Source organism: Geoalkalibacter ferrihydriticus DSM 17813 (assembly GCF_000820505.1).
GTDB lineage: Bacteria > Desulfobacterota > Desulfuromonadia > Desulfuromonadales > Geoalkalibacteraceae > Geoalkalibacter > Geoalkalibacter ferrihydriticus.
The window spans coordinates 73,595-86,207 of the sequence record NZ_JWJD01000001.1 but is presented as its reverse complement, the minus strand read 5'-3'; the positions used below and the strand labels follow the sequence as shown (position 1 = coordinate 86,207).

General features: G+C 59.1%; 10 protein-coding genes. 7 read left to right on the top strand and 3 right to left on the bottom strand.

The window, feature by feature from the left end; genetic code table 11:
• Window positions 1-9 precede the first annotated feature (9 nt).
• Together GFER_RS00405 and GFER_RS00400 are read left to right on the top strand one after the other, a co-directional pair.
• Complete coding sequence (locus tag GFER_RS00405) at window positions 10-663, top strand: ABC transporter ATP-binding protein (protein ID WP_052445810.1); 654 nt, start codon at window positions 10-12, stop codon at window positions 661-663.
• On the top strand, window positions 660-1,457 hold the full coding sequence (locus GFER_RS00400; protein WP_040095067.1) for an ABC transporter permease: 798 nt from the start codon (window positions 660-662) through the stop codon (window positions 1,455-1,457). The genes GFER_RS00405 and GFER_RS00400 overlap by 4 nt, the downstream gene beginning before the upstream one ends.
• A gap of 58 nt (window positions 1,458-1,515) precedes the next feature.
• Here GFER_RS00400 and GFER_RS17320 read toward each other — a convergent pair whose 3' ends face one another.
• Complete coding sequence (locus GFER_RS17320) at window positions 1,516-2,523, bottom strand: RT0821/Lpp0805 family surface protein (protein ID WP_052445809.1); 1,008 nt, start codon at window positions 2,521-2,523, stop codon at window positions 1,516-1,518.
• Window positions 2,524-2,794: 271 nt separating this feature from the next.
• Here GFER_RS17320 and GFER_RS00390 point away from each other — a divergent pair, with 271 nt between their 5' ends.
• The 3 genes from GFER_RS00390 to GFER_RS00380 all read left to right on the top strand — a co-directional run bounded on the left by GFER_RS00390 (window position 2,795) and on the right by GFER_RS00380 (window position 8,251).
• Window positions 2,795-4,438, top strand: a complete 1,644-nt coding sequence (locus GFER_RS00390; protein WP_040095064.1) for an L-aspartate oxidase — start codon at window positions 2,795-2,797, stop codon at window positions 4,436-4,438.
• Window positions 4,439-4,597: 159 nt separating this feature from the next.
• Complete coding sequence (locus tag GFER_RS00385; RefSeq protein ID WP_040095062.1) at window positions 4,598-5,503, top strand: ribose-phosphate diphosphokinase; 906 nt, start codon at window positions 4,598-4,600, stop codon at window positions 5,501-5,503.
• Between the two features lie 54 nt (window positions 5,504-5,557).
• Window positions 5,558-8,251 (top strand): AMP-binding protein, encoded by a 2,694-nt coding sequence (locus GFER_RS00380; protein WP_052445808.1) that lies wholly within the window; start codon window positions 5,558-5,560, stop codon window positions 8,249-8,251.
• Between the two features lie 40 nt (window positions 8,252-8,291).
• Here the strand turns inward: GFER_RS00380 and GFER_RS00375 are convergent, their stop codons facing one another.
• The gene (locus GFER_RS00375) at window positions 8,292-8,699 is read right to left on the bottom strand and encodes a (deoxy)nucleoside triphosphate pyrophosphohydrolase (protein WP_040095059.1); all 408 of its coding nucleotides are present in this window, start codon (window positions 8,697-8,699) and stop codon (window positions 8,292-8,294) included.
• 108 nt (window positions 8,700-8,807) lie between these two features.
• Here GFER_RS00375 and GFER_RS00370 point away from each other — a divergent pair, with 108 nt between their 5' ends.
• Window positions 8,808-9,380, top strand: coding sequence for a nicotinamidase (locus GFER_RS00370; RefSeq protein WP_040095057.1), 573 nt, complete (start codon window positions 8,808-8,810; stop codon window positions 9,378-9,380).
• Window positions 9,381-9,470: 90 nt separating this feature from the next.
• Complete coding sequence (locus GFER_RS00365; protein WP_040095055.1) at window positions 9,471-11,255, top strand: hypothetical protein; 1,785 nt, start codon at window positions 9,471-9,473, stop codon at window positions 11,253-11,255.
• On the opposite strand, the gene GFER_RS00360 is transcribed toward GFER_RS00365, so the two are convergent.
• Window positions 11,252-12,481 (bottom strand): MFS transporter, encoded by a 1,230-nt coding sequence (locus GFER_RS00360; RefSeq protein ID WP_052445807.1) that lies wholly within the window; start codon window positions 12,479-12,481, stop codon window positions 11,252-11,254. The two genes, GFER_RS00365 and GFER_RS00360, sit on opposite strands and share 4 nt — an antisense overlap.
• Between the last annotated feature and the right edge of the window lie 132 nt (window positions 12,482-12,613).

Here is a 12,613-nt window from a genome sequence, read left to right as displayed (position 1 = left end):
TAGGAGTTTATGTTAAAACCAGCTATCGAAATAAACGGGCTATGTGTTCGCATCGAGGCTCAACAGATCATCTCCAACCTGGACCTGCGCCTGGAAGAGGGGCAAAAAATCACCCTGATGGGCAGGTCGGGAAGCGGAAAGTCCACCCTGCTGCGCTGCCTACTCGGCTTTATGTGGCCCGAAGCGGGAACCATACGGATTTTCGGCCAAGAGCTCACACCTCAATCCATCTGGCAATTGCGCGTCCATTTGGCCTACGTCGCCCAGGAACCGGAAATGGGCAAAGGAAAGGTGCGCGCATTGCTGGAGCAGCCCTTTCACTTCCGTGCCAACCGCAATCTGCACGACAATCTGCAACAGGTGCCCGCGTTGTTTGAGCGCCTGCATCTTGCCTCCACCCTTCTCGACAAGGACATCTCTCAGCTTTCAGGAGGTGAAAAGCAGCGCGTGGCCCTGATTTCCGCGCTGCTGCTCAAGCGTCCGATTCTGCTCCTCGATGAAGCGTCGTCGGCCCTGGACCCGCGCGCTCGAGATGCGGTTATCGATCTGTTGCGTTCCCGTGAAGATCTCTCGGTTCTCTCAGTTTCGCATGATCAGGAATGGCTTGGCTTTTCCGAAACCACCATCGACCTGGACAAGGCTCAGGACCGGGGAGCCGCATGAGCATCATCGACATCAGCATCTGGCGCCTGATCGCCGGTTATAGTCTGCTCGCCGCTCCCCTGGGCATTATCCTTTGGATGCGCCTGCCCCTGCTGGGAGAAACGTTGAGCGCCGTGGTGCGCATGACCTTGCAACTGCTGTTCGTCGGCTTTTATTTGCAGGTCATCTTCGACCTCGACAACGCCTGGCTGACCGGCGCCTGGGTGATGGTGATGATTCTGGTCGCCGACCTGTCCATCGCTCGCGGCTGCCGGCTGCGCATGTCGCGCCTGGCCGGCGGTCTGTTCTGGGCGCTTTCGGCGGGGACCTTTATCCCTCTGGCGTTTTTTGTGGTGGTGGTGCTCGGCGGAACCGAGGCTTTAAGCGCCCAGTACGTGATTCCCATCGGCGGCATGATTCTCGGCAACTGCCTGCGCGCCGACATCATCGGCATCCGTGCCTTTTACGAATCCTTGCAGGAAAACGAAAAGGCTTATCTGCTCTCCCTTGCCCAGGGCGCCACCCTGAAAGAAGCCCTTGCACCCTTTATGCGCGAATCCTTGCAGGCGGCTCTCGCTCCCACCATCGCCACCATCGCCACCATCGGGCTGGTGTCCTTGCCGGGCATGATGACGGGGGTGATCCTCGGCGGTGGCGACCCCATGACGGCCATCAAGTACCAGATCGCCATCATGATCGCCATTTACGCAGGCACAGCCATAACCGTACTGCTTGCCATCCGTTTGACGGCGCGGCGCAACTTTACGCCTCAAGGCACTCTGGACCGCGGCTTGTTCCCGGAAGAGCAGACCTGAATAATAAGGCGAGCACCCTCAATCACCAGACCACTCCTCGGCATCTTTTGAAATCATCTTAGCGTCGTTCGGAGCGTCCGCCGGGATTCCGGAGTCCATCTTGGTGCTGGGAGCCCCCGCGAGAGGTACGGCCGCCATCAAACTCGGAGCGACCGCGTGTTCCTCTCCGTTCGTGAATTTCACGCGTGCCTCTGCTGCCGCCATAGGACCGCAGGCCCAGCTCTTGGGGGCGGCTGCGGATATCGCCGCGACTGCGCACATCCCGGTTGTCTCCGTGCCCACGGCTCGGCTTGTGAATCCGCTCCTGTGAACCACCGCGAAATTCGCGGCGCCCCTCAAAGTTACGTCGACCGGGGTTTGAGCGAACATCCGGGTTGGAACGAAAAACACGATCCCCACCCTCTCTGCGAATATTTCGGTGATCGTGAAAATCAGACCGACGGCGGGAATCGATGGTGCTTCGGGGCGACCGAATGATCTCTTCCGGGTGTTTGGTACGCACTCCGTGGTAATGAATGCCGTGAAAATGCAACGGATGCGATTTTACCCGCCGCGTCCCGACAAAATGCACGATATTGAAGCTGAAAAAAATGCGGGGCGAATGATACCAGGGGTGATAATAATACGGATGGCGGTAATACCAATCCCGATAGGCATAGGGATAGACATAGTGTTTTTCGACAACCCTTTCAACCACCTGATAGGTCTCGGCCGCCACCTCGCCGGACACGAACTCCCAGCTGCCATCTGGCTGCCGGCAGGCGGTTCCGTAAGCTTGCTCCTCCCTCTCGTCCACGATGATGGTCGTGAGAAATTCGCGACAAAAGCGTCCGTCGGCACTCGACAAAGTTCTCACCGGCACCACGGTTCCTGAACGAGCGGTATCGGGATTCACCCAGGCAGAGGCTTCATTGATTCTGTTGTTTTCCAGGGCATACTGGAAAGTCTCCGCCATTGCCTGCTGCTCGGTGCTGTTGAACACGGCGCCATATTCCTGCCCCCATGCGAGGCAGTAACCGAACATGGCCCCCACCAGCACCACCAGTAAAAGGGCCATTCGTTTCATGATGCGGCTCCCTTCAAAAGGTCTCTCGTCCGGTGGCGTTCACCGCGACTCCATCCCCCGAGGGAAAAGACGACTTTTCGATTTTTCACCCTTACGCTGCGCCCTCGGGGCCGGTCGCCAATCACCACCCGCAGGGCAAAAAATCCCTCGTCCGTTTCCTTCTATTATACCTGGATCCGTGAGATCCGACCAGGCAAGACCTTGCGACCATCAAGAAAAGGGCGCTATATTTTGAGGATGATTCTCTTTCCCATCTAACGGGGATATCGTCATGAAAAAATTACAAACCGACGTACTGGTCATCGGTGGAGGGCTTGCCGGCCTCTGCGCGGCCATCGAGGCACGCCGTGCAGGACGCGAGGTGCTGCTGCTGTGTAAAAGCCGTGCCGGGCGCAGCGGAAGCACCATCATGGCGGCGGGCAACATTTCGGCACTGTCCGATTCGGATGAAGATTCTGCTGAGCTTTTCGCCGCCGACATCTTGCGTGGGGGGCGCGGCATCGGCGACCCCAGGCTGGCGTTGTGCCTGGCCCGGGAGTCCCGCGCAACCATCGGATTTCTCGAAGAATGCGGCATCCGCTTAATGCATCGTGAAAATCGGCTTTTGCGCCAGATGAATCCAGGCCACAGCCGCCCGCGTACCTTGACCGTCGAGATGGCAGGCTACCCGATGCAGACTTCTGGCTTAGCTCTATCTCTGCCCTTGCTGGCCGTCGCCAAAAGGGCCGGGGTGCGCTTTCTCGAAAATGCCCGGGCCCTCGAATTGAGCATCGAAAAGGGCCAGGCCCAGGGAGCCCTGTTTCTCAGCGGACAGAACGTTTTTGGTTTTATCCAAGCCTCTGCCGTGGTTTTGGCAAGCGGCGGCGGGGGCCGATTATTCTCCCGCACCAACAACACCAGCGATATCACGGGAGACGGGCTTGGCCTGGCCTATCGAGCCGGAGCCGAAGTGCGCGACCTGGAATTCGTTCAGTTTCACCCCCTCATGGGCATCGCTCCGGCGCGCATCATTTATCCCACCACTTTGTTCAGCGACGGCGCGGTGCTGCGCAACAGCAAAGGGGAACGGTTTCTGCTCGAAATCTGCCCGGAGGGAGAAACCCGTGCAACCCGCGACATCATGGCCCGCGCCATCGATGCCGAAGTCCGTGCCGGACGCGGCCTCGACGGCGGAGTCCACCTCGACCTCTCGGGCGTGGCAACGGATAAAACCGAATCCCGTTATCGCGGCCTGTGGGATCTGTTGGCGCGCTACGGCTGCAATCTGTCACAAACACCGGTGACCGTGGGCGTCAGCGTGCACTTTCTCATGGGTGGGGTGACCATCGATGAAACCGCCGCAACCACCCTACCCGGCCTGTTCGCCGCCGGTGAAGTAACAGGGGGTGTGCACGGCGCCAATCGCCTCGGCGGCAACGCCCTGACGGAGGCGGCCGTGTTCGGGCGCATCGCCGGGCGCGCGGCGGCGCAAATGCCCCCGCGAAGACACGAAATATCTGCTGCTATTCTCACCTTGCCCGATTTCGTCACGGGCGAGGATTCGGTGGGATTTTCGACGGAGGTGTCCCGCCTGCTGTGGGACCATGCCGGGGTGGTTCGATGCGCGAAGGAAATGACCCGCGGATTGGCAAAACTGGAAGGATTGCAAAAACAGTTCGATGCCGTGGAACAGTTCGCATCCCCGGCGCGTTGGTTCGGGGGGCGCAATCATCTGGCCGTCGCGCGCCTGTTGCTGTTGGCGGCGGCCACGCGCTGCGAAAGCCGTGGAGCGCATTATCGCAGCGACTATCCGGCGCAGGACGACTGTCACTGGGCAGGCTCGGTGCGCCTGCGTCGAGGTGAGGATAGCCGCCCCAGCCTAACCTTCACCGCAATGTCGGTTGCAGCACAAGCCTGCATAAAGATGCCCGAATAATTCTCCAGGTTCCCCAGAGTGTCCAGGATCTCTCGGCTCCCCGTTTACTTTTCAAGAACCAGCCTGCCGTGGTTTTTTCGGATAATGCGCATCGTTCATATTGAAAACGTTCAGGATTTTTGTAGAGTGAGAGGGGAAAAGAAAGTTCGAGGAGGCGCCATGAACCCGATTCTCATCCTGGGACGCTCACACCCGGATCTGGGTCGCAACCTGACAAAAGCTTTGGGTATCGCACCGGCCCGCTGCCTGATTGAAGATTTCGCCGACGGGGAAATCAGAGTCGAGGTCAAAGAGCCGGTGTCTGGTGGCGAAGTCTTTGTTCTGCAATCCACCGCGGCACCAGCGGATCGCCATCTTTTTGAAATGCTGCTGCTCGCCGATGCCTGCCGCCGCCGCGGCGCACGGCGCCTGACAGCGGTCATTCCCTACTTCGGCTATGCCCGCCAGGACCGCCGCGTCAGTGGCGAAGAACCCATTGCCGCGCGCCTCATGACGGACCTGCTCGCCGCCCGCTATGACCGAATCGTCGCCGTTGACCTGCATAACGCCGCCATCGAAGGATTTTCAGGAATTCCACTGGCTCATCTGACGGCCCTACCGCTGCTGGCCGAGGCGTTTCGCGAATACCGCAAGCCCGACCAGGTGCTGGTGGCGCCCGATGCCGGCGCGGTCAAGCTGGCGCAGCGCTATGGCGAACTGCTACGCCTGCCCGTGGCGTACATCGAAAAAGTACGCAAGAGCGACCAGGAGGTTGAGGTGCAAGCGATCACCGGCGAAGTGAAAGATCGCGCTCCGGTCCTGGTGGATGACATGATCAGCACCGGCGGCACCCTTATCGCCGCCATGGAGGCGTTGCTCAAGGAAGGCGCCAGGCCCGAGTTTTCCATCATCGCCGCACATGCTCTGCTGGTGGGTCAGGCGCGGGCTCGCCTGGAAGAGTTTTCCATCCAGCGGATCATCTCCACCGACAGCGTCGCCAATCCGGGTGCAGATGTGTCCTACCTCCAGCGCTACACCCTTGCCCAGCTTCTTGCCGAAGTGCTGAGGGACATGACGCAACAGTGATTTTCCCAAAAAGGCTATGGAGGTCAAAAAAACACTTTCAGGGAGAAAAATCAGATGCCCCAAGAAAAGAAATCGCCTGCTCGCCCTGACCGATTCCAAACCCTGGCGGACCTCATCGACGCCCTGGAGCAGCAGGGGCGCAAGACCGCCATCCATGCCCTACGCAAGCAGGATGCGCGGCAAATCAGTCGGGCAAAGCTTTTTGAGCAGATCCAGAGCACTGCCGCCGCCCTGCGCGAGGCCGGTGTCGACAAAGGTGACGCCGTTGCTCTCTGGGCGGAAAACTCACCCGAATGGATTATCGCCTGTCTGGCGGTGATCCGCGCCGGGGGGCGGGTTGTCCCTCTTGATGTCCAGCTGGACCGTAAGGCGATGGAGAGAATCCTGGAAAATTGCGAACCCCGCCTGATGCTGACCAGCCAAAACCTTCTTGAGCGGCTCAAAGAACTCTCCACCGAGCCGCCGCGCACCCTGCTGCTTGATCGAAACGAAGAAAACGGAGAGAGTCTCTGGACCTTGCAGGGCGACGCAGACCTGCCGAACCTCACCGAGGATGACGAAGCAACCCTCTTTTACACCTCCGGAACCACGGGACCACCCAAAGGCGTACCCCTGACCCACGGCAACCTCATTTTTCAGATCAAACGGATTCTGCGAACCAACCTGACACGCGAAGACGACCGGGTTCTGCTGCCCCTACCGCTGCACCATGTCTACCCCTTCGTCATAGGAATGTTGTTGCCCTTGGGAGCGAAAATTCCCATCGTTCTGCCTTTGGCCATGACAGGGCCGCAGATTCTGCGCGCCCTCAAGGAAGCCGAGGTCAGCGTTATTTGCGGCGTGCCGCGTCTGTATCGGGCTCTTCACGACGCCATAACCCAACGGATTAGCGCCAAAAATGAACTGCTGGGGCGTACCTTCACCCGTCTGGTGCATTTCAATTCGGCGACTCAACTAAAAACAAAATGGAATCCGGCCAATGTTCTGTTCTACCCCCTGCATCAACAGATCGGGCCCCAGTTGCGCCTCCTCGCCTCGGGAGGCTCCCCCCTCGACCCCGACCTGGGACGCTTTCTCGTCGGCCTGGGCTGGCAGGTCGCCATCGGCTACGGCTTAACGGAAACATCGCCCCTGCTGACCCTTAATCCCCCAGATTCCGGCCGCTTCGACAGCGTCGGCAAAGCCATTGTCGGAGTTGAACTCAAACTTGACCTTAAGCAGGGTGAGGATGAAAACCAAGGTGAGGTGCTCGCCATAGGCCCCAACGTCTTTCGCGGCTATTACAAGATGCCTGAGAAGAACGAAAAAGCTTTCACCGAGGAGGGCTGGTTTCGCACGGGCGATCTCGGCACCATCGATGAGCAAGGTTTTCTCTGTCTTTCCGGGCGCGCATCGACCCTGATCGTCACGGAAAGCGGCAAAAACATCAATCCGGAAGACGTCGAGGAGGCCTATGCGAAAAGTTCGCAAATCAAAGAAATCGGCGTACTGGAGGAAGATGGCAAATTGGTCGCCCTGGTGGTAGCGGAAGATACCGAGCAAGACGCCAAAGAAAAAATTGAAACCGCTTTGCAGCAGATCGCCGATGATCTGCCGAGCTACTGGCACTTGACCGACTTCGCCCTGACCAGTCGCTCGCTGCCACGGACGCGCCTGGGAAAAATCCGCCGCCATCTGCTGGCCGAAGAATATCATGCCGCTCAAGGCGGCAAAACGGACGAAGCACGCAAAGAACCGCTACCCCTTGAAGAGATGTCCGGTGAAGACCGGGCGTTGCTCGCTAATTCCGCGGCCCGCTCCACCTGGGACTGGTTCTCCCATCGTTACGCCGACAAGGGCTTAACCCCCGATTCACGCCTGCAAAGTGATCTGGGCATTGATTCATTGGAATGGTTGACGGTGACCGTTGAAATCGGTCAGCGCACCGGCATCGAATTGGATGAGGAGGTCATCGCCGAGGTCAAGTCTGTACGGGATCTCTTACAGATAATCGCCACGGAGGAACAAGAGGGCGGTGCGAGCTTCTCCGGCGAACCCTTGGAGAAGCCCGAAGAGGTCCTCAGCGACCAGCAGAGGCGCTGGCTCAGACCCGCAGGCCCGCTGCTGGGCCATGTCCAGAGTATGGCGTTTGCCCTGAATCGTCTGCTCACCAAGGCTTATTTCGATGTGGAAATCTCCGGCCTTGACAACCTTCCCGACGGCCATTGCGTGCTTGCTCCCAACCATCTCAGCAGCCTTGATCCACTGGTGATTGCCGCGGCCCTGCCGCAGGAGGTCCTGAAAAAAACCTGGTGGGGCGGGTGGACCGGCATCGCCTTTGGCAACCCCCTGGTCAGAGCCATCAGCCGCCTGGGAAACGCCGTGCCCATTGATCCGAAACGCGCCGTGATCTCGAGTCTGGCCTTTGGCGCCGCGATTTTAAACAAAGAACGCAATCTGGTGTGGTTTCCCGAGGGCCGTCGCGCGCGCGACGGGAAACTGCAGCGGTTCAAGCCCGGCATCGGATTGATTTTGACGCGTTATCCGGCGCCGGTGGTTCCAGTCTTGATCGACGGCACCTACGAGCTTTTGCCCAGCGGCAAGCTCTGGCCGCGCCGCGGCCGCATCCGCATTGTTTTTGGCGAGCCCTGTGACCCGCAACAATGGCGCGATGCGGATAAACCGCCCCAGGACAACGCCAAAGGTATCGCAAACGCCCTGCAGGACGAAATCGCGCAGATGCAGCAAGCGCACACAGACCAAAACTGAAGGCTTCCTGCCTGCGAAACAGCTACGCTGGGCTGCAATTTTAGTCGACGCGTTGGCCGAGGTAGCGAAAGTAGTTTTCGAGAACCGGCCCGTCGGCCTCGGCCCAATCAAGCCGGCCCATTTCTTCGGGCCTGATCCAGCGAATGGCTTTGTGCTCGACAAGATGGATGGTTCCCGGTTTGAGAGTACAGACGAAGGGGTGCAAGGTGATGGCAAAATCAGGGTAGCGCCAGGAGGAGGGAGAAAGGGCTGCATGGATATGAATGCCAACCCCCAACTCTTCCATAAGTTCGCGCTCCAGACAGTCGCGGGCGTCTTCACGGGGTTCGATTTTGCCGCCGGGGAATTCCCATTTCAACGGCAGGCTCATGGATTCGCTGCGTTGTGCCGCCAGCACCATTCCATCTTTTTCGATTATCGCGCAGGCGACGTCGATTTTTTTGTTCATGATTTCTCCATTGCATCCATTCCCTGCTTACCTGGACAGGCCAACCTTCTTGGGTAGAGTGTAGACGAGAAACCCATAATTCCGAAGAGCCATCCAAAGGAGCAATCAATGACTGCGAAAATCCCCTCATTTAAAACCGGTGATCTGCTGTTGGTGATCGATGTTCAGAAGGATTTCTGTCCGGGCGGCGCTCTGCCCATTGAAAAAGGCGACGAGGTGGTGCCGGTGCTCAACACCTGGATGCGCACCGCCCGTGATGCCGGTGCTCCCGTCTACCTCTCGCGGGACTGGCATCCCAAACATCATATGAGTTTTGAGCAACAGGGCGGCAAATGGCCGCCGCATTGCGTTCAAGACACGGACGGCGCCCGCTTTCACCCGCATCTGGAAACTCCCCTGGACGCGGAAATCGTCACCAAGGGCACCCGCTTCGACCAGGACCAGAACTCCGCCTTCGACCAGACCGGCCTGGCCAATTGGCTGCACCAGCACCACATCAAGCGCATCTTCGTCGGCGGCCTGGCGCAGGATGTGTGCGTGCTGGCCACAGTACTCGACGGCCGCAAAGCCGGATTTGAGATGCAACTGATCGAGGAAGCGACTCGCCCGGTGACCTCCGAGGGCGGACAAAAAGCCATCGAAGATATGCGCGAAGCGGGAGCCAAAATCCTGAAAAGGTAACTTTTCAGTCGCAACATCAGTGCAGCCGCACCCTGCGGCGCATACTGAACAGTTTCCAATTGACTCCACAACCAGGAGGATCAAACTTCGATGCTCAAATCCCGTGTCTCGTACCCCTTGCTCGTCGCCCAGTTCCTGACGCTCATCCTGCTTGTCACAAACGGCGCCTGGGCCCAATCTGCATGTCGGCAAAGCGAGGACGTCCGCGTCTGGACCGCACCGCTTGCACCACAACCGGGTGAGGCACTGGAAATCCTGACTGTGGCGACCGATGGGAACCTGACAAGTCTGCGAATCACCGATCCTGCGGGGCGTCGAACCTATCTCCATGCCACAAAAGGTGGCGGACCGCCTTGGAGTCTTCGCGCGACATTGCCCGAAACAGCTCAGGGCAACTACCGCATCGAAGCCAAACGGACGGGGCAAGTCGTGGCCTGCATCGAGACTCAGATTGGCGGCCAAGTCGAGGACCGAGGCCCCGGGGAATGGGATCACGCCATGCAGGCGCTCTATGCAGCGTGGATTGAGCACCTGTTTGACGCCCCGGCCGAACAGTCCCTGAATTTTCCGTCTCTTGAACCCGTGCTGCGCGACCCTGGGCGCAACTTTCTTTACGACTATCTGAGCCAGGGAGAGGACGACCAGCTTTACGCCCAACCTGATTGCGCCGATTTGCCCTATATTCTGAGCGCTTACTTCGCCTGGAAACTGAGATTGCCCCTTGCCTATCGCTCCTGCAGCCGGGGCAGCGCTTCCAGCCCGCCGCGCTGCGAACCCGCCGAGATCGAGAGCACTTTCGCTCAATCACCGGCCTCCTCCGAAATTTTCCGGAAGATAAGCCGCAGGATCATGGACAGGGTCCACTCCGGCAGTGGGCGTACCGCGTTGCGCGACGAAGCCACCGACTTCTACCCCGTGCCCCTCGAACGCTCGGCCCTGTGGCCCGGTACTGTTTTCGCGGACCCTTATGGCCACACCCTGATCATCGTCAAATGGGTTCCCCAAACGGAGAATCGTGGCGGACTCCTGCTCGCAGTAGACGCCCAACCCGACAGTTCCGTGGCCCGCAAACGCTTTTGGGAAGGAACCTTTCTCTTCGCCCAAACCCCGAGCGCCGGCCCCGGATTCAAAGCCTACCGCGCCCTGGTCGCTGACGGATCAAAGGGCGGATGGAAGCAACTGCCCAACAACTCCCTCGACGGCAGCTCCGGCCTGCCGCCCTATTCCCTTGAACAGGAGGGCATGGCGCCAGAGGAATTTTATGCGCGCATGGAGCGACTCATCAATCCGCACGGATTGAACCCCGAGGCAGCCTATGTCGCGACCCTGGAGGCGCTGATGGAACAACTTGAAACCCGTGTGCGTTCCGTCGACGCCGGGGAAAATTACATACGTACCCATCCGGGAACCATCGTCCCCATGCCGAGAGGCCCTGCCATCTTCGAGACAACCGGGCCCTGGGAGGATTATTCGACCCCTTCGCGCGACATGCGCCTGCTGATTGCCATGAAAGTTCTGGATGAGCTGCCCGCCCGCATTCGCCGTCATCCAGAACTCTACGTGTTGCAGGGCGAGAGCGCGGTAAGCGCCGCGGAGCGGATCGAACGCTTTCATGAGCAACGCCTCCGGGAGCACTTCATTACCTATACCCGAAGCGACGGCAGTCCCTGGAGCCTGAGTCTTGCTGAAATCTATGCGCGGCGGCCGTCACTCGAAATTGCCTACAATCCCAATGATTGCGTGGAACGGCGCTGGGGTGCCGGTCCCGGGACACCGGACTTCGCTACCTGCCGCCGTCGCGCCCCCGCCGAACAGCAAACACGCATGGAAGAATACCGCCCCTGGTTCCGCGAAGCCCGCCGCCCGCCGCGCTAGACAATCGGCTTTCCGCCGGGGTCCATGCGGAAAATCAGCAACGCCAGCAGAATGGACGCGGCGATGAGCAGACAGGCGGCAGGCAAAATATAGCCGAAGCCGATACCCACATCCAACAACCAGCCAAACAAAAGCGGACTGACCGCCGTACTGATCAGAATAAAAGTGGAAAGCATGCTGCGAATGGCACCCAGGGTGCGCGTTCCGTACAACTCGGCCCAGAGGGCGTTTTTGACGCTGATCCCCATGCCCTCGGTCATGCCGGCAAACAGCAGATAAACAAAGGGCGCCCAGGCCGCATCCACCCGCCACAGGGAAAAAATCCCCAGGAGCAACGGCAGGGGCAGCAAGGGAAACAGGCGGCGAGCGGTAAATCGGTCGATGAGTGGCCCCACCGTGAGCGAACACACCACCCGGGCGCCGGCAAAAACCACGAAGGCGCCGGCCATGACCTCCACCGACCAGCCCTTGTAATCAGCCAGAATCAACTGATAAAGAAACAAGCCGGTCAGCAGAAATGGTGAAAGCAGCGAAGCAGGAAGAATGCAGAAAAAACGCGGATCGCGCAGTACCTGTCGGCGAGTCCACGACGCTTGAGGGATTTGCTCCTGGACAGAGTGACTTTCCGCCCAGCGCGCGGGATGGGTTTCTAGAGATTTCAGCAGCACCTGCAGCAGGGGCACCAGAACCACCAGCACCAGCACGCCGATAGCCAGCCAGGAACCGCGCCACCCCAGATAGGCGATGCAAAATGCACCCAGGCTGGGCAGAATCGCCTCGCCCAGAGGCAGACCCAGAGCCGAAACACTCAAGGCTTTGCCGCGTATGGCGAAAAAATAGCGGGCCATGGTGGTTTGCGCTGTGTGGTTGGCCAATCCTTGGCCGAAAAGCCGCAACCCAAAAAGAGCGATAAACAGCATCCACACGGAAGTGGACGCCGACATGAGCAGGGCTGCCGCGGCAATACCGAAGGCAACCAGGGCACTGAAAAGCTTCAGATCGTAGCGGTCGATGAGTTGTCCGACCCACATCAAAGTCAGGGCACCGCCCAGGGTGGCCGCGGAGTAGAGACCACCGAAGGAGGCGTTGGTCAGGCCGAACTCGGTCAGGAAAAACGGCAGGAAAAGAGAGATGAAGAAAGTCTGGCCGAAATTCGAGAAAAAGGACAGAACCGGTCCAAAAAGTGCGAGGCGGGGATGTTGGCGGATAAACTCAAAGTAAGTCATGGAGAAGCAGAAAATATCCTCGAAATTTTTTAGCCGAAAAGCCGGGATCTCCTCGGCCGTAGTTACAAATTTTCAAACGCTGACGATATCGGGTCGACCAGAATCAACCAGATCAATCTGCGCGCAATGAGA